At 70.2% G+C, this 17,343-nt stretch carries 15 protein-coding genes; 8 read left to right on the top strand and 7 right to left on the bottom strand.

What is annotated here, in order from left to right:
• The first annotated feature begins 15 nt into the window (after positions 1–15).
• Complete coding sequence (locus AC1DWR_RS18460; RefSeq protein WP_477614824.1) at positions 16–516, top strand: RNA polymerase sigma factor; 501 nt, start codon at positions 16–18, stop codon at positions 514–516.
• Positions 509–1,951, top strand: a complete 1,443-nt coding sequence (locus tag AC1DWR_RS18455; RefSeq protein ID WP_477614823.1) for a hypothetical protein — start codon at positions 509–511, stop codon at positions 1,949–1,951. The genes AC1DWR_RS18460 and AC1DWR_RS18455 overlap by 8 nt, the downstream gene beginning before the upstream one ends.
• A gap of 100 nt (positions 1,952–2,051) precedes the next feature.
• On the opposite strand, the gene sucD is transcribed toward AC1DWR_RS18455, so the two are convergent.
• The 4 genes from sucD to AC1DWR_RS18435 form a co-directional block, all read right to left on the bottom strand.
• Complete coding sequence (gene sucD / locus AC1DWR_RS18450; protein WP_477624925.1) at positions 2,052–2,942, bottom strand: succinate--CoA ligase subunit alpha; 891 nt, start codon at positions 2,940–2,942, stop codon at positions 2,052–2,054.
• 19 nt (positions 2,943–2,961) lie between these two features.
• Positions 2,962–4,149, bottom strand: a complete 1,188-nt coding sequence (sucC, locus tag AC1DWR_RS18445) for an ADP-forming succinate--CoA ligase subunit beta (RefSeq protein WP_477614821.1) — start codon at positions 4,147–4,149, stop codon at positions 2,962–2,964.
• A 181-nt stretch (positions 4,150–4,330) separates the two neighbouring features.
• Positions 4,331–5,350 (bottom strand): DUF3048 domain-containing protein, encoded by a 1,020-nt coding sequence (locus tag AC1DWR_RS18440; protein ID WP_477614820.1) that lies wholly within the window; start codon positions 5,348–5,350, stop codon positions 4,331–4,333.
• A 222-nt stretch (positions 5,351–5,572) separates the two neighbouring features.
• On the bottom strand, positions 5,573–6,544 hold the full coding sequence (locus tag AC1DWR_RS18435) for a threonine dehydratase (protein WP_477614819.1): 972 nt from the start codon (positions 6,542–6,544) through the stop codon (positions 5,573–5,575).
• Positions 6,545–6,604: 60 nt separating this feature from the next.
• Here AC1DWR_RS18435 and AC1DWR_RS18430 point away from each other — a divergent pair, with 60 nt between their 5' ends.
• Positions 6,605–7,093, top strand: a complete 489-nt coding sequence (locus AC1DWR_RS18430; protein ID WP_477614818.1) for a hypothetical protein — start codon at positions 6,605–6,607, stop codon at positions 7,091–7,093.
• Positions 7,094–7,203: 110 nt separating this feature from the next.
• Here AC1DWR_RS18430 and AC1DWR_RS18425 read toward each other — a convergent pair whose 3' ends face one another.
• Positions 7,204–9,267, bottom strand: a complete 2,064-nt coding sequence (locus AC1DWR_RS18425; RefSeq protein WP_477614817.1) for a M4 family metallopeptidase — start codon at positions 9,265–9,267, stop codon at positions 7,204–7,206.
• A gap of 459 nt (positions 9,268–9,726) precedes the next feature.
• Between AC1DWR_RS18425 and AC1DWR_RS18420 the strand changes: the two genes are divergently transcribed.
• Positions 9,727–11,634, top strand: a complete 1,908-nt coding sequence (locus AC1DWR_RS18420) for a CocE/NonD family hydrolase (protein WP_477614816.1) — start codon at positions 9,727–9,729, stop codon at positions 11,632–11,634.
• A 38-nt stretch (positions 11,635–11,672) separates the two neighbouring features.
• Here AC1DWR_RS18420 and AC1DWR_RS18415 read toward each other — a convergent pair whose 3' ends face one another.
• On the bottom strand, positions 11,673–12,083 hold the full coding sequence (locus tag AC1DWR_RS18415; protein WP_477614815.1) for a cobalamin B12-binding domain-containing protein: 411 nt from the start codon (positions 12,081–12,083) through the stop codon (positions 11,673–11,675).
• A gap of 191 nt (positions 12,084–12,274) precedes the next feature.
• Here AC1DWR_RS18415 and AC1DWR_RS18410 point away from each other — a divergent pair, with 191 nt between their 5' ends.
• Complete coding sequence (locus tag AC1DWR_RS18410; RefSeq protein WP_477614814.1) at positions 12,275–13,192, top strand: alpha/beta fold hydrolase; 918 nt, start codon at positions 12,275–12,277, stop codon at positions 13,190–13,192.
• A 113-nt stretch (positions 13,193–13,305) separates the two neighbouring features.
• Entirely contained in the window at positions 13,306–14,082 is a 777-nt protein-coding gene (locus tag AC1DWR_RS18405; RefSeq protein WP_477614813.1) for a M23 family metallopeptidase, read from the top strand.
• A gap of 127 nt (positions 14,083–14,209) precedes the next feature.
• Here the strand turns inward: AC1DWR_RS18405 and pcrA are convergent, their stop codons facing one another.
• Entirely contained in the window at positions 14,210–16,690 is a 2,481-nt protein-coding gene (gene pcrA, locus AC1DWR_RS18400; RefSeq protein WP_477614812.1) for a DNA helicase PcrA, read from the bottom strand.
• A gap of 90 nt (positions 16,691–16,780) precedes the next feature.
• Here pcrA and AC1DWR_RS18395 point away from each other — a divergent pair, with 90 nt between their 5' ends.
• Positions 16,781–17,008, top strand: coding sequence for a ribbon-helix-helix domain-containing protein (locus AC1DWR_RS18395; RefSeq protein WP_477614811.1), 228 nt, complete (start codon positions 16,781–16,783; stop codon positions 17,006–17,008).
• Complete coding sequence (locus AC1DWR_RS18390) at positions 16,995–17,342, top strand: type II toxin-antitoxin system PemK/MazF family toxin (protein ID WP_477614810.1); 348 nt, start codon at positions 16,995–16,997, stop codon at positions 17,340–17,342. Before AC1DWR_RS18395 ends, AC1DWR_RS18390 begins: the two co-directional genes overlap by 14 nt.
• Position 17,343: the final 1 nt, after the last annotated feature.

Raw genomic sequence — 17,343 nt, 5'->3', positions numbered from 1 at the left:
AGACAGGGGGTGTCGATGGGCGCGCAGTCCGCCGAGGCGGAGTTCGACGCGTTCTACCGCGACACCGCCCGCCGGGTCGTGCACCTCGTCTATGCCTTCACCGGTGACCTCACCGTGGCCCAGGACTCCACCCAGGAGGCCTACGCCCGCGCCTGGCAGCAGTGGTCCACCGTGCGCACGCACGACGACCCGCTCGCCTGGGTGCGCACCGTCGCTCGACGGATCGCCATCTCCGGGTGGCGCAAGAAGTCCAGCCAGGACCGCGCCCACGAACGCCACGGCGCCCACGACACCACGGGCCCGCCGACCGAGGACAGGGTCGCGGTCGTGACGGCACTGCGGACGCTGCCCGACCCGGTCCGTGAAGCCGTGACCCTGTACTACATCGGCGACCTGTCCATCGACCAGATCGCCCACGAGACCAACACCCCCGCAGGCACCGTCAAGGCGCGCCTGCACCGGGGCCGCGCACAGCTCGCGCAGGCCCTGCGGCACGAGGAGAACCCCCATGGCTGAGCACGACGACTGGACGGCGGAGCACGACGCCCGGCTGCGGGCTGCCTTGACGTCGCTGCGCGCCGACGTCGAAGCCGCACCCCTGCCCGACGTCCGTTTCGTCAGGGCAAGGGGTATGGCGCGGCGTCGCCAGCGGCAGCTCACGTGGACGGCGGCTGCTGCCGCGGCAGCGGTGGTGGTCGGGACGGTGGGCTACTCCCAGTTCGGTCGCGAGGCCGCAAGCCCGCTGGTGCCGGCGACGCGCAGCGCCACGACCAGCGCCTCCTCCTCCCCTACGACCACGAGCAGTCTCGACGTCCCAGGCGTCCTGCCTGTCGCCAACGAGTGGCAGGAGTCGCTGCAGCTGCCCGTTGGCTCGGTGACGGTCACGCCGATCACCAAGGGCGGTGGGGTCGAGTGCGGCGACGCACTGGGCAAGGCGACTCGCCAGGAGTCGGCCACCCAGGCCAACTCCCCGGTGTCCGGCGCCGCGACCTACTGGCAGTACGACGGAAAGGGCGACCTCAAGGACCAGGTCGTTGCGCTCGAGCAGAGCGTGCCGAAGTGCCAGGCGGGACCGGGGTTCAAGGTCACGCCCGGGCTGGTCGGCGATGTCTCGGTCTACAGCTATGCGACGACCGACGCCGGTTCAGGCTGGTTCGCCGTCGCCGGGGGTACTGCTGGCGTGACCCTGCTCCAGGTGATCGACCCAGCGTTCAACGACGTCTCGCTCGGAGGTTTCACCGAGGACGAGGTGGCCACGCTCGCGCGCATCGCCCAGGCACGACTCGACCGCTACGCCGCCGCGGGCCCGTCGCCGACCACCACAGTGCCCAGCGGCCCCGGCGCGAAGGCGATCAACGAGCAGATGCCCGTCGCCGGCGCCGACCCACTCCCCTCGTCCGACTTGTTCGTCGCAGCCTCCCAGTGGACGTCGGCGCGGTTCGCGGCGGGCGCTCCCGCCTACGCCGGGGCGGCTGGGTCGGCGGCCGATCTGGGTGGCATCGGCGTGTTCTGTGAGACCGACGACTACCTGTCCGGCATCGGGGGCCAGTTCGGAGTAGTCGAGCTCCGGGCCGGAAGGGGCGACGCGAACGTGATCGGACACCAGCGGGTGCGCGTCGACCAGTCGGCCGACCCAGGCGCTCGCAAGGCGTGGGCGAAGGACCAGGTGTCGCAGGAGCAGTCACTGCGGGCCAAGGGGTGCACCGAGGCCGACGGCAAGGTCACCGCGACGCGCGGGCCGCATGCCGGCACCTTCCTGCTGACCAAGAAGGTCACCGGCGACGCCACCGGCACGGCCTATCGCTGGGTCGGCACCACGACCATGACGACGCCCGGCGCCATGACGACTGTCGTCTTCCACGGGACGAGCGACGGCCAAGGCTTCCAGGGCACGGCGGCCCAGGGCTTCGCGGAACTCGACCGGCTGCTCGCCCTGGCCCGCCAGAAGTAGCCGCCCACGCGGCATACCGCGGACTGCTCCACGACCTGAACGCGACGACGGCCGCCACCCTCCGGGGTGACGGCCGTCGTGAACCTTGGTGCGGCAGAAGCTACTTCTGCAGACCCTGCATGATCTCGCGCATCAGGTCGGCGGTCGCGGACGGCGTCTTGCCGACCTTGACCCCGGCGGCCTCGAGGGCCTCCTGCTTGGCGGCAGCCGTGCCCGCCGAGCCCGACACGATGGCGCCGGCGTGGCCCATCGTCTTGCCCTCGGGCGCGGTGAAGCCGGCGACGTAGCCGACGACCGGCTTGGTCACGTGGTCCTTGATGTAGGCCGCTGCCCGCTCCTCGGCGTCGCCGCCGATCTCGCCGATCATGACGATCGCGTCGGTGTCGGGGTCCTTCTCGAACGCCTCGAGGCAGTCGATGTGGGTGGTGCCGATGATCGGGTCACCGCCGATGCCGACGGCCGTGGAGAAGCCGAACTCGCGCAGCTCGAACATCATCTGGTAGGTCAGCGTGCCCGACTTCGAGACCAGGCCGATGCGTCCCGCGCCCGCGATGTTGGCGGGGATGATGCCGGCGTTGGACTTGCCGGGGCTGATCAGACCCGGGCAGTTGGGCCCCACGATGCGGGTCACCTTGCCGAGCGAGTAGTTGTAGAACTCCGCGGAGTCCTTGACCGCGATGCCCTCGGTGATGACCACCGCGAGCGGGATCTGCGCGTCGATCGCCTCGACGACGGCCGACTTGGCGAAGGCCGGGGGCACGAAGATGACCGACGCGTTGGCACCGGTCTCCGCGATGGCCTCGGCCACGGTCCCGAACACGGGCACCGAGATGCCACCGTCGAAGTCGACGGACGTGTCCGCCTTGCGCGGGTTGACGCCGCCGACGATCTGGGTGCCGGAGGCGAGCATGCGCTGCGTGTGCTTCATGCCCTCGGAGCCGGTCATGCCCTGGACGATGACCTTGGAGTTCTCGTCGAGAAAAATAGCCATTGGTATGCCGTTCCTTCGGTCAGTTCGTCGCGGCCGAAGCCAGCTCGGCGGCCTTGCGGGCCGCGCCGTCCATGGTCTCTTCGATGGTCACCAGCGGGTGGTTGGCCTCGGCGAGGATGCGCCGGCCCTCCTCCACGTTGTTGCCGTCCAGCCGGACGACCAGCGGCTTGGTGGCCTCGTCGCCGAGGTTCTGCAGCGCGCCGACGATGCCGTTGGCCACCGCGTCGCAGGAGGTGATGCCGCCGAACACGTTGACGAATACCGACTTCACCTGCTCGTCGCCGAGGATGATGTGCAGCCCGTTGGCCATCACCTCGGCCGAGGCGCCACCACCGATGTCGAGGAAGTTGGCCGGCTTGGGCTGGCCCGGGAACTCCTCGCCGGCGTAGGCGACCACGTCGAGGGTGGACATGACCAGCCCGGCGCCGTTGCCGATGATGCCGACCGAGCCGTCGAGCTTGACGTAGTTGAGGTTCTTCTCCTTGGCGGCGGCCTCGAGCGGGTCGGCCGCGGCCTTGTCCTCGAGGGCCTCGTGGTCGGGGTGGCGGAAGCCGGCGTTCTCGTCGAGCGTCACCTTGCCGTCCAGCGCGACGATGTCGCCGTCCACCGTCTTGACCAGCGGGTTGACCTCGACCAGCGTGGCGTCCTCGTCGCGGTAGACGGTCCACAGAGACTGCAGGACCGGCACGATCTTGGCGCCGGTCTCCTCGTCGAAGCCGGCCGCCGCCACGATCTCGCGTGCCTTGGCCTCGTCGATGCCGGTGTTGGGGTCGACCGCGAGCCGGGCCAGCGCTTCCGGGCGCTCGACGGCCAGCTGCTCGATCTCCATGCCGCCCTCCTTGCTGCACATCGCAAGGTAGGTGCGGTTGGCCCGGTCGAGCAGGATCGAGAAGTAGTACTCCTCGGCGATCTGCGCGCCCTGGGCGATCATCACGGTGCCCACGGTGTGGCCCTTGATGTCCATGCCCAATATCGCTTCGGCCGCCTCGACCGCTTCATCAACGGTCTTGGCGACCTTGACGCCGCCGGCCTTGCCTCGGCCACCGGTCTTGACCTGCGCCTTGACGACGGTCACGCCGCCGCTCTTGGGACCGATCTCCTCGGCGGCCGCGCGGGCCTGCTCCGGAGTGGTGGCGGTGGCGCCGGCGAGCACCGGCACGCCGTGCGCCTCGAACATGTCTCGGGCCTGGTATTCGAACAGATCCACGTCTGACGTCCTCGTCTACGGATGGGTTTGGTTCGACGCCGAGACTAGCCCTGTAGGGACCGGCTGGCTCCCTCGGGTGCAGCCCCGTGGGCCCAATGGGACCAATCTCACCATCAGCGGTGGGTATGCCCCGGGCGGCCGGTCTGCGGCACAGGCACCGCTCGGCGTGGCCTCGCCCTGCTCAGCGGACGGTGACGGCCTGCCCGGGCGCGACGAGGAGCACCCAGACGGGACCCTTCGGGTTGAAGGTGAGCGGCTGGGTGCCCACCGTGAACGAGGTGGGTGCCGTGAGGCCCTTGCGCGACCAGACGCCCTGCCACGACGTGCCGTCCCGGAGGACCACCGCCTTGCCGGAGCCGACCACGTCGACGACCGGGGTGGGCTGGCCGTTGACGTCGCGGTTGCTGGACTTGTGCGTCGCGACGTACTGGACGACGACGGTGCCGGCGCCGTACTGGCGACCGCTCGGGCTGACATCGGGGCGGCCATCGGTGGTGACGAGGTACTGCTTGCGCTTGGCGTTCCACGTCAGGGTGACCTTGGAGGAGGGCCACCGGGCGGCGACCGAGGTGGCCGGCGTGCCACCCGTGGCTGCGGGCCCGTAGCGGAACCCGATGTCGGCGGGCCTGACGCTGCCCCCCGCCCTGGCGAGGAGCACCGTGGGGCTTCCGATCACGTTGTAGGGAGCCGGCCGCGAGCGATCACGGTGGTAGCCGCGCGCGCTCTGGTCGTAGCTGAGGTTGACCTGGCGACCCGCGTCGAGGATCCGCTTCGTGTACTCGGACGACCCGGAGAAGGCCAGCGCGACCTTCCCGTAGTTGGCCACGAGGTCGACGTCCGACTCCCGACCACTGCGGACCGGCCCCACCTCGGGCGGCAGCTTGCGGCTGAAAACGGCCAGGAGCCTCGTGAGCCCACCCTCGACCGGCTCGACGTAGACGACGTCGGCCACGTCGAGCCCGATCCGGGGGCGCGCGGCCGGGGTGTTGTCGATCTTGACGGCGAGCACCGGCCCTCCCGCAAGCATCGCTGGACCGGCAGTGCTCGGGGTGGACGTGGGTGTCACCGGCGTCGAGGCCCTGGTGGTCGCGGAGGTGCGCGCGGCGGGTTTGCCACCTGAGCACGCGGCTGTGAGCCCGATGAGCAGCACGGCGACTCCGGCGACCGCTGCGGTGCGTTGACGCTGAGCACGGGAGGGCATGTCCGCGACAATAGGGGCCCGGCCCCGGTCGGACGCGGCGACGCCCCGTAGCGGCCCGGTGCCGTGATGGCACCCGGCCGTTACCGCCCCGTCGATCCGTGGCGCCAGCGTCACGAATCGACGTGCTGCCACCGGTTCGGCGTTGATCCGTGGCGTCGAGGCCACAGCTCGACGCCGGCAGATCGCTCGCGCGGCGCGGTCGCGGCAGCGCTCAACGAGAGCTCAGGCCTCCGGCGTGCTCCCGGCCAGGACCGTGGTGAGGATGTCGGCGTCGCAGTTGCCTCCTGAGAGGATGACGCCGACCCGCCGGCCGCTCTGGGAGCCGCCCTCGGCAAGCAGGCCGGCCAGCGCGATGGCGCCGGAGGGCTCGGGCAGCTGGTGGGTGGTGCGGAGCAGGACCCGCATCGCCTCGGCCGTGTCGTCCTCCGACACCTGCAGGATGCGGGCAGCCCCCCGAACCATCTCGGCCACGGCGTCGGCCATGGGCGCACGGCAGGCCACCCCGTCGACGAAAGTGGCGGCCTCCGGTGTCGTGACGACCTCGCCCGCCGCGAAGGACAGGGCCGACGCGGGAGCCCGCTCGGACACCACCCCGACGATCTCGGTGGGCAGGCCCAGGAGGTCGCGCACCCCGATGAGGCCGCAGATACCCGAACCCATCCCCACTGGCACGTACACCGTGTCCAGCGGGCCGGCCGCGTCGAACAGCTCGAGCGCATAGGTGCCCACCCCCACGACCAGGTCGCGATGGTAGGGCGGGACGGCTTCGAGACCGAGCTCGGTCTCCAGGCCCATCGCGTGCTCGCGAGCCTCCTGGTAGTCGTGGCCGTGCACGATCAGCTCGGCGCCGAAACCCTGCATCGCGGCGTTCTTGTCCGGGCTGTTGCCCTCCGGCACCACGATGACGACGCGCAGCCCACCCGCCCGGCCGGCATACGCGAGGGACTGTCCGTGGTTGCCGCGCGTCGCCGAGACGAAGCCCTTGACCTGCGGGCGCTCGCGGGCGGCGCGGTCTGCGTAGACCAGCCCACCACGGACCTTGAAAGCGCCTGTCGGAGTGTGGTTTTCGTGCTTGACCCAGACCTCCTCGCCGACGTGCTCGCTCAGCAGCGGCCACTCGAGCTGCGGGGTCGCGGCGAAGTGGCGGCGCACGACGCTGGTCGCGGCGTCGAGCTCGGCTCGGGTGAAGGTCATGGGCGTGAGTCTGCCCGAGGTGCGTGACGACGACCGGCAAGTGTGGGCAGGATGTCCGGTATGCCGCGAACCGCACCCTTGTCTTTCCGCGCCACTGGCGGCCTGATCGGCCTGATCGGTCTGTCCCTCGCCCTGGTCGGCTGCGGGACCACGGACCCACGGATACCGGCCGCTCCCTCGCCGACCGTCACCGGCCGGGCGAGCTTTCCCCTGACGGTGAGCAGGCTCGGGGGGATCGCGGGCTTCTCGGACAGCCTCTCGATCCAGGACGACGGCGGGGTGCTGGCCACGACCAAGCAGGGAAAGGTCACCTGCACGATCGACAAGGCCAGCCTGGCCGTCCTCAACGAGGCAGCCCTCGAGATCCACGACACGGACACCCCCACCGGCTCACCGAGCACGGTCGCCGACCAGCTGGATGTGCTCTTCGGGGCGGGGACAGGACTCGTGCACCTCGGGGACGAACGCGTGGCACGGGCCGAACCCATCGTCAGCCAGCTCCTGGCCGACGTCACGGGTCCGGCCTCCCGCCGCAAGATCTGCACGTAGCCGACGCGAGGAAGCGGCAGGTCACGGACTGGAGGTTGCCCGCGACCTGCCGCTGGTCAGGAGGGAGCCGGGCCGGCGCTCAGGGGAACCGCCGACCCGACTCCGGTCCGCTAGCTGGTGGCCAGCGCGGTGTCGTCGACCACGAAGGACGTCTGCAGCGTGGAGTCCTCGTTCATGAGGAACTTCACCGTGATGGTCTTGCCCTTGTAGGCCGTGACGTTGAACGACTTCTGCGTGTAGGTCGCGTTCGTCCCCACGTTGGAGTACGTCGCCAGCGTCGTCGTCGTCGCGCCGTCGACCACCTGCACCTTCATCGTGTCGTATGCCGTGCTCCCCGACTCGGCGGTGTCGGTGCGGAGCCAGAACGACAGGGTTGCGGCCGTGACGGTCGACGGGATCGCCACGCTCTGCTGCACCGTCTCGGTCGAGGTGGAGCCGTTGCCACCGAGCCAGGCCTTCCAGCTGCCGGTCCGTGCCGGACGCCCGGTGTTGTTGGTGATCGGACCCGAGGTGCCGGTCCAGCTGACCGCACCGGACTCGAAGCCCGGGTTCAGCAGCAGGTTGCCACCGGTGGGCGGGGGCGTGGTGCCGCACGTGGCCGAGCCGGCCGGGACGGCGATGGCGGTGAAGGCCGCCTCGACCGACTTGCAGGTCTGGCTGGTCGCCCCGTAGAGCTCGATGGCGGAGTTGATCGCCCCGTTGCGCGCCGCGGCGTAGTTGCTGTTGCTGGTGAGCTTGGTCGAGAGGGTTCGGTACCAGACCTTCTCGATGTTGGCCCGACCGCCACCGGTCACGGCGGGGGCGGTGCCGCAGACCGGGCTGTTGTAGCTGACGCCGTTGATCGTCTTGGCGCCGCTGCCCTCGGAGGCGAGGTAGAACCAGTGGTTGAGCGGACCCGACGAGTAGTGCGGGTTGAGCTGCCCGAGGGTCGATGACCAGCAGTCCTTGGACGCGCCGTCCTTGCTGGGCTTGTCCATGTAGCGCAGCGGCGTCCCGTTGCCATTGATGTTGATCTCCTCGCCGATGAGGTAGTCGCCCGGGTCGCTCGGGTTGTTGGCGTAGAACTCGACGGCGGTGCCGAAGATGTCCGACGTCGCCTCGTTGAGGCCGCCCGCGTCACCGCTGTAGACCAAGCCGGCCGTGTTCTCCGTGACACCGTGGGACATCTCGTGGCCGGCCACGTCGATCTCGGTCAGCGGGGCCGCGTTGGCTGCGCCGTCGCCGTAGGACATCTGGGTGCCGTCCCAGAACGCGTTCTCCATCGCGTTGGCGAAGTGCACGCGGGAGGGAGCGCCGCGACCGTCGTTCCAGATGCCGTTCCGGCCCAGGATGTTCTTGTAGTAGTTGAACGTCGTCGTGGCGCCGTAGTGGGCGTCCACCGCGGCCGAGGCCCGGTCGGAGACGGCTCCGTTGCCCCAGAGGTCGTCAGAGTCGAGGAACAGGTCACCCGCCGGGCCGACACCGGTGTTGGGGTCGCCCAGGTTGTGGGCGTCCCGAGTGTTGTTGCCGTGGGTGTCGGTCAGCTCGTAGCCACCGCCGGTGTGCGCCTTGGTCTCGAGGGTCGCGTCGTAGAAGATGCCGTCGCCGGTGCCGGTCTGCACCTCGTCGTAGCTGATGAGGATGGCGCCGGACTTGGCGTCCACGAGGGTGTGCATCCGCGAGGGCACCTGGTCGGCCCGCACGCTCTTGACCAGTACGTCGTAGGCCAGGACGGGCTTGGCGCCGCCGGCCCACACGACCAGCTCACCGGACGGGGACTCCGTCTGCTTGCCGGCAGACCGACCCTCGGACACCGCCTTGCTCCGCGTCACCGTCGGGGTCGTCGAGGTGACGGCGACCTTCCCACTGGCGTTGTAGTGCACGCTCTTTTCCTGGCCGGCTGCGGTCTTCTCGACGATGAGGTCGCCACCCACGACCCGGAGGCCCTTGAAGGTGCGGTCGTAGCGGACGTGCTGCGTGCCGTCACGGTCGGTGAGGACGTTGCGCAGCACGAGCTTCTCGTCCTTGGAAAGGCCCAGCGCGGCGTGGTCCTGGTCAGCGCCGGACTGTGCGGAGGCGGCGCTGGCGACGTGGGTTGGCGCGGACTGTGGTGCGGCTGCCGCTGCGGACAGTGGTGTGGCCACTGCGGCTGCGACTGCGACGCCGAGTGCGGCGCCGGTGGACAGACGGATCACGAAAATCCTCTTCTCGGACATGCGCAGGTGTGTTGCCCGCGCTGCGTGTGGCGTCGAGTCCCCCTCCAGGGACGGCTCAGGGTTGCCGTGGGCCTCGCGCCGTGCTGACCTAACCGGCCGCCTGAAGAGCGGGTCAATGAAACTGGCGAAGACTTTGCCAAATGCGTGGGAACCCGCTGATTCGTACAGATACCAGGCACTTTTTCTCTGCCGTTGCCCAAGACGACGTCAGCCGTATGCCGTTGGCTCTCCTCGCGCGTCCACGTCGTGGATCGCTGCGCTCACCATGCGGACGCGCGGGCAAGCTCCCGGGCAGCCTCGCCCCGAGCCCGACGGGAGCCCTCGAGCAGGGTCGGAGCCAACCCAGCGACCCCGGAACGTAACCGGCCCGGCCACGGCGTCGTTGTCAGACCACTGCTGCGGCGCCACCCCGGCCCGCGCGCCCACCGTGGAGGCTCGATGTCGCGCCGCACCTCGTCCCAGATCCGGTCCGTCGCCGCGCTTGCGGCCGCAACCCTTGCGGGCCTAGGGCTCGTCGCGCCCGCCGCCGGACCCGCCGCCGCCGCGCCCGGCGCCGCCGCGGCCTCCACGCCGGACTCGGTCGACACCTACACCGGCCTGAAGTTCAGCGTCCCCGCGGGCAGCAACGACCTCGGACAGCCGCAGACCTGCACGATCGACGCGGACCTCTACAAGCCGCATTCCGCTAACCCCTCCGCGAGGGTGCCGGCCATCTTGACCACCAACGGGTTCGGCGGCAGCAAGGCCGACCAGGCAGGGCTGGGCGAGGCCTTCGCCAAGCGCGGCTACGCGGTGCTGTCCTACACCGGCCTCGGCTTCCCCGACAGCGGCTGCAAGATCTCGCTCGACGACCCCGGCGTGGACGGCGTCGCAGCCACCTCGTTGGTGACCTTCCTCGGGGGTGGCGGCTCCGCGGCATACACCTCATCGCAGGTGGGGGGCGCAGCTGGTGGGCCGGGGACGACGACCGTGGACTTCACGGTGCTCGACAACCCGGCCACCCACGACCCGCGGCTGGGCATGATCGGCGGGTCCTACGGTGGACAGATCCAGTTCGCTACTGCCGCAGTCGATTCCAGGGTTGACACGCTCGTCCCCCTGATCACGTGGAACGACCTGCGGTACTCCCTCGCGCCGAACAACACGAGCTTCACGAGGGGCGTGACCTATGCCAACTCTGCTCCGGGCACGGAGAAGATCGGCTGGACCGGGCTGTTCTTCGGCGTCGGCATCGCCGACGGGCTGCAGGGCGCCGCGATCGACCCGACCCGCAACGTCGGCTGCCCCAACTTCGTGCTCGAGGCCTGCGAGGCGAAGGCCACGCTGGACACCCTCGGGTACCCCACTCCGACGACGTTCGAGCTCACCGACCGCGTGTCGGTCGGCCACTACATCGACAGGGTGAAGGTGCCGACCTTCCTGATTCAGGGGGAGAACGACACCCTGTTCAACCTGCAGGAAGCCGCCTCGACCTACCGCTCGCTCAAGGCGCAGGGCGTGCCTGTGACCATGGCGTGGCAGTCCTGGGGCCACTCCGGGGGGACCGGCACGAACACCGGGGCCGCCCCGGGCGAGCTCGACCTGAGCGGGCAGCACATCGAGGACACCTACCTCGGCCTGCGCATCAAGAACTGGTTCGACCACTACCTCAAGGGCTCCAGCGTCTCGACCGGTCCGGTGTTCTCCTACTTCCGCGACTGGGTCGGCTACACGGGCAGCGCCGCTCCGGCCTACGCCAGCGCGGGCAGCTACCCGGTGGGCACGCGCAAGGCGCTCTACCTCTCGTCGGCCGACGAGCTGGTCTCGTCGAAGTCCTCGATCCTGCCCGGCTCGACGTCCTGGTCCAACCCGGGAGGGGGCGCAGCCGCGTCCTACAGCGAGGTCTCCGGGCTCGAGGGCCAGGTGGCGCTCCCCAGCGGCCTCAAGACACCGTTCGACACCCCCGGCACCTTCGGCGCCTGGTCGACACCGGCGCAGTCGAAGCCACTGACGATCGTCGGCGCTCCCACCCTGGACGTGCGCTTCGAGTCCCCCACCGTGGCGCTCAGCCAGTCGGTCGGCCCCAGCGGTCAGCTGCAGGTCTTCGCCAAGCTCTACGACGTCGCCCCTGACGGCTCGAAGACCTTGGTGCACAAACTGATCAGCCCGGTCCGCGTGGCCGACGTGACCCAGCCGGTGCACATCGAGCTGCCCGCGATCGTGCACCGGGTCGAGGCCGGCCACCGGCTCCAGCTGGTGCTCGCCAGCACCGATGCCGCCTACAAGAACGCGTATGCCGTGCAGCCGGTGACAGTGCGCGCGTCACCGCAGGCTCCGGCCACCCTCAGCCTGCCCGTGGTGCCCTGAGTCCCAGCATGCGCAGCGTCAGCCGCGAGTCAGGTGGGTCAGGCGTCCTCGTCGGGCCGGACCGCGCCGCGCACCCACGCCACGATCTCGGTCGTGGTGGCTCCCGGGGTGAAGACCTTGGCGACACCGATCTTCTCGAGCTCGGGGATGTCGGCCTCAGGGATGATGCCGCCGCCGAAGACGATGATGTCGGCGGCGTCGCGCTCCCTGAGGAGCTCCATCACCTTGGCGAAGAGGGTCATGTGCGCGCCCGAGAGGACCGACAGGCCCACCAGGTCGGCGTCCTCCTGGATGGCGGCCTCGACGATCTGCTCGGGCGTCTGGTGCAGCCCGGTGTAGACGACCTCCATGCCGGCGTCACGCAGGGCGCGCGCCACGACCTTCGCGCCACGGTCATGGCCGTCCAGTCCGGGCTTGGCCACGACGACGCGCAGGGGAGACTCAGTCATGGCCGCAGACTAGCCACTCCCGGTCGCAGACAGCGCCTCGGGTGGCGAACGCCACGGGCAGACACGCGGCAAACTTCGGCTGAACACACCATGGCCACCCCTCCAACCGCTACGTTCAGCTAGATATGTCGCAGAGCCTCCCGCGCCCTCACCGACCCGCCGCAGCACAGCGGCGCCCGTCGGCGCAGACGGTGCGCCCCGGCCTCCTCACCCGGGCGACGCGTGGCGTCCGGGCCGCCGCCGCGGCGGCCGACGACGTCGTCGGGGGCGCAGCCAGGGCCCTGGCCACTCCCACCGGAGCCCTGGGTGCCGCGGTCGAGGCGGCCTGGGTGACGACCCATCTCGCGCTCTACCCGTGGGGCCTCGTGGGCCGCCACGGACGCGACAGCCAGCTCGGCTTCGGGGTCGAGCACCTGCCCCCCATCCAGCGCGGCCTGCTCATCTCCGACGTCGAGGCGGCAGGCACGCCGATCCTGCTCGTGCACGGCATGGTGGACAACCGGTCGATCTTCACCCTGCTCAGGCTCGGCCTGCGTCGACGGGGCTTCGGCCGCGTGACGAGCATGAACTACTCCCCCTTCACCGCGGACGTGCGCGTGGCCGCTGCCCAGCTCGCCGAGGAGGTCGAGGCCCTCGTGGCCGAGACCGGCTACGAGCGGATCCACGTCGTCGGCCACTCGATGGGCGGCCTGATCGCCCGCTACTACGTCACCCGGCTGGGCGGCGACGAGCGCGTCCACACGCTCGTGACGCTGGGAACGCCCCACCAGGGCACCTACACGGCATACGGATGGCACAACCAGCTGACCCGTCAGCTGCGCCCGGGAAGCGGGTTGATGCGCGAGCTGGACCAGCCGGTGCCCGACTGCCGCACGAGGTTCGTCGTGTACTGGTCCGACCTCGACCAGATGGTCTTCCCGCAGCGCAACGCCGCCCTGACCCACCCCGACCTACAGGCCCGCAACATCGACCTGCACGGCGTCGGCCACATGTCGCTGCCCATCATCGGGAGCGTCGTCCACGGCATCTCGAGCACGCTGGCGCACCTGGACTCCGAGGGGCACACCCTCACCCCTGGCGTCACCGAGCTGCGACGGCGTAGCTCCTGAGGGCGAACATTTAGGACATATGTGGCGGATTTCTGGGGAACGATTTTGGATAACGAACTGATCACGCTACCCTCTGTCACTCCGTGTCCCCCCGCACGCAAGGTCATCGCTTCGTGAGTTCAGATTCCTACTCGGGCCGCCACCGCGCCCCAGGTCGCCACCGCGCGCCTCGTCGGGGACCCCGTTTCGCCAAGAGTGGGTACCTGCTGCCGGGGGCAGCCGCTGCCGCCCTCGTCGTGACCGCGACCGGTGCAACCGTCGCCGAGTCCGCCCCGGCCTACTTCGACCTGAACGGTGCTGCCAAGGCCCGGACCCAGGACCAGGCCGCCGCCAAGTTCAACCGTGTCGAGGCCGCCCAGCAGCGCGAGGTGCAGGTCACGGCCGTCCAGGCCCGCGTGCTCGAGGCGCAGCGGATCGCCCGCACCGCCGAGCGCAAGGCCGTCGCCAAGCGGACTGCCGCCGCCGCGGCCCTCCGCAAGGCCGAGGCCGACCGCAAGAACCGCGAGAAGTGGGTCATGCCCATCAACGGCGCGGTCTTCACGTCCGGCTACGGCTGGCGCTGGGGCCGACTGCACGCCGGCGACGACTTCGGCACCCCGGTCGGGACCCCGCTGAAGGCCATGTCCACCGGCACCGTCACCTTCGCGGGCTGGGAGGGTGGCTACGGCAACAAGATCGAGATCGAGTACTGGGACGGCACCGTGTCGGTCTTCGGCCACCTGAGCCAGATCGAGACCAGCGTCGGCGACAAGGTCGCCCCCGGCGACGTCGTGGGACTGTCGGGCAACACCGGCCACTCCACCGGCCCCCACCTGCACCTCGAGATCCACCCCGACGGCGGTGCGGCCATCGACCCCGCCCCCTGGTTGCACGACCACGGCCTGCAGTAGCAGTCCCGCAGCACCGCACGAGGCGCCCTCCGGGGCGCCTTTCGTGTATGCCGCGTCAGCGCAGTGCGAGAGCGACGCCTGAGCGCCGCGTCAGCGCCGCGACAGCGCGGAGCGGCTGCCTCCTCGGTCAGAGCTTTTCGAGTGGGGCGTAGCGCAGCAGGAACCGCTTGACGCCGGTGTCGCCGCCGAAGTCGACGTGCGCCTGCGTCTTGTCACCCTCACCCTCGGTCTTGACAACCGTGCCCATGCCGTAGCTGTCGTGGGTGACCTTGTCGCCCGAGTGCAGCGAGATCAGCGGGCGGTTGCCCGGAGAGCGGACGCCGGGGCGCTGGGCCAGGGTCGCGACGGCGGGCGTGCCCGGTCGACGCGAGGTGGTGGCTGCCTCGGCCCGCTGCCACTCGACGAGGTCGGGCGGGATCTCGTCGAGGAACCGGCTGGCCGGGTTGTACTGCGGAGCCCCCCACGCCGATCGCACGGCCGCCCGCGACAGGTGCAGCCGCTCGCGGGCGCGGGTGATGCCGACGTACGCCAGCCGGCGCTCCTCCTCGAGCTCCTTGGGGTCGCCGAGCGCCCGCAGGTGCGGGAACGTGCCGTCCTCGAGGCCGGTGAGGAAGACGACGGGGAACTCCAGGCCCTTGGCGGTGTGCAGCGTCATGAGCGTGACGACCCCGAGGTCCTCGGCCTCTTCGCCGTCCGGGATCTCGTCGGCATCGGCGACCAGCGAGACCTGCTCGAGGAAGTCCTCGAGGCTGGCGACCTCGCCGGTCTCGGCGCGGGTCTCGTCGAACTCCTGCGCGACGGCGACGAGCTCGGCGAGGTTCTCGACCCGGGTCTCGTCCTGCGGGTCGTGGCTGGCGCGCAGCTCGGCGAGGTAGCCGGACTTCTCGATGACGGCCTCCAGGAGCGCCCCCACACCCTGCTCGTCGTCGGCGTGGATGGTGCCGAGCTGCTCGAGCAGCCCGGTGAAGCCCTTGATCGCGGCGACCGAGCGGGTCGCGATGCCCGGAGCGTCCTCGGGACGGCCGAGGGCCGCGATGAACGGGATCCGCTCGCGCTCGGCGAGGGCCGCGACGCAGGCCTCGGCCCGGTCGCCGATCCCCCGCTTGGGCACGTTGAGGATGCGCCGCAGGTTGACGGTGTCCGTCGGGTTGGAGATGACCCTCAGATAGGCGAGCGCGTCCTTGACCTCACGCCGCTCGTAGAACCGTGTGCCGCCCACGACCTTGTAGGGCAAGCCAACTCGCACGAAGACCTCTTCGAGCGCTCGCGACTGGGCGTTGGTCCGGTAGAACACCGCGACGTCCTTGGGCTTGACCCCGGCAGAGTCGCCGAGCTCGTCGATCGTCTTCGCGACGAAGGCCGCCTCGTCGTGCTCGTTGTCGCCGACGTAGCCGATGATGGCCGCGCCGTTGCCGCTGTCGGTCCAGAGGTTCTTCTTGCGGCGCTCGGGGTTCCTGGCGATGACCGAGTTGGCGGCCTGCAGGATCGTCTGGGTCGACCGGTAGTTCTGCTCGAGCAGGATGGTCCGCGCGTTCGGGTAGTCCTCCTCGAACTCCACGATGTTGCGGATCGTCGCGCCCCTGAACGCATAGATCGACTGGTCGGCGTCACCGACCACGACGAGCTCGGCGGGGCCGACGGACGGCCCGTCGCCGACCGGCATACCTGCGCTGCCTGCGGCGCCACCCACGAGCTCGCGGACGAGCTGGTACTGGGCGTGGTTGGTGTCCTGGTACTCGTCGACCAGGACGTGACGGAACCGGCGACGGTAGTGCTCGGCCACGTCGGGGAAGGCCTGGAGGATGTTGACGGTCGTCATGATGAGGTCGTCGAAGTCGAGCGCGTTGGCCTGGCGCAACCTCCGCTGGTAGCCGGTGTAGGCCTCGGCGAGCATCCGCTCCTGGTGGGTCCCCTCGACCACCTGCGAGGCGAACGTCTCCTCGTCGACCAGCTCGTTCTTGAGGTTGGAGACCTGGTGGCTGAACGACCGGGGCGGGTAGCGCTTGGGGTCGAGGTCGAGGTCGCGCATCACCATCGCCATGAGGCGCTGGCTGTCGGCGGCATCGTAGATGGAGAAGGTCGTCTTGAGCCCGACCTTCGCAGCCTCGCGGCGCAGGATCCGCACGCAGGCCGAGTGGAAGGTCATGACCCACATCGCCTTGGCGCGCGGCCCGACCAGGGACGCGACCCGCTCGCGCATCTCGGCCGCGGCCTTGTTGGTGAAGGTGATGGCCAGAACCTGCCCCGGCTGCACGCCCCGGGCCGCCAGCAGGTAGGCGATGCGGTTGGTGAGCACGCGCGTCTTGCCCGAGCCCGCGCCGGCGACGATGAGCAGCGGACCGCCCTCGTGCAGGACGGCCGCGCGCTGCTGCGGGTTGAGTCCCTCGAGCAGCGTCTCAGGATCGGTGTGCCGGCTGCTCGCCTCGTCAGGGCCGCGCCCCTCGGCGGCGGCTTGGGCCCACGTCGGGACGCCGCGGTCGTCGACCGCGGTCGCCCGGGCAGCCGCAGCCGTCGGGCGCGTGCCGGGGGCCGGCGGGTCGGCAGGGCCCTGTTCGTTGAAAGGGCCGTGCCCGTTGGCAGGGAAGAGGTCGTCGAAGAGCGTGCTCATGTTGCACCCAGCCTACGTGTCCCCAGCGACAGGACTACCGCAGGTACGACCACAGTGTTACCCGGGGTAGCACTGCGGTAGCATCCGGGCATGAAGGTCAGTGTGAGCCTGCCCGAGGAGGACATCGAGTTCCTCGACGCGCTGGTGCTCGAGGCCAGCGCTGAGTCGCGTTCTGCCGCCCTGCACCAGGCGGTGAGCTCGCTGCGTTCGTCGCGTCTGGAGGCGGCCTACGAGGCGGCCTGGGCGGATTGGCGCGACTCCGGCGAGGCCGAGGCGTGGGAGTCCACGACCGGAGACGGCATCGATGCGGCGGGGTGAGATCTGGCTGGCCGACCTCGAGCCCGTCATCGGAGGCGAAGCCGACAAGGCTCGCCCCGTCGTGGTCGTGAGCAACAACGGCGCCAACACCGCAGCCGAGCGACTGGGCCAGGGTGTGGTGACGGTGGTGCCCGTCACCAGCAACGTCAAGACGGTCTACGCCTTCCAGACCTATCTGCCGCGCGCAGGCACCGGACTGCGGCACAACTCCAAGGCCCAGGCCGAGCAGGTTCGGTCGATCGACGCACGCCGGCTCTCGCGCAGGGTCGGCATCGTGCCGGCGGCACAGCTGCGCGAGCTCGACGACGCGCTGCGCGTCCACCTGGGGCTCTGAC

The organism is Pedococcus sp. P2_E2, from assembly GCF_056403955.1.
The sequence above is the reverse complement of the archived record's forward strand: the minus strand, read 5'-3'. Positions and strand labels throughout refer to the sequence as shown.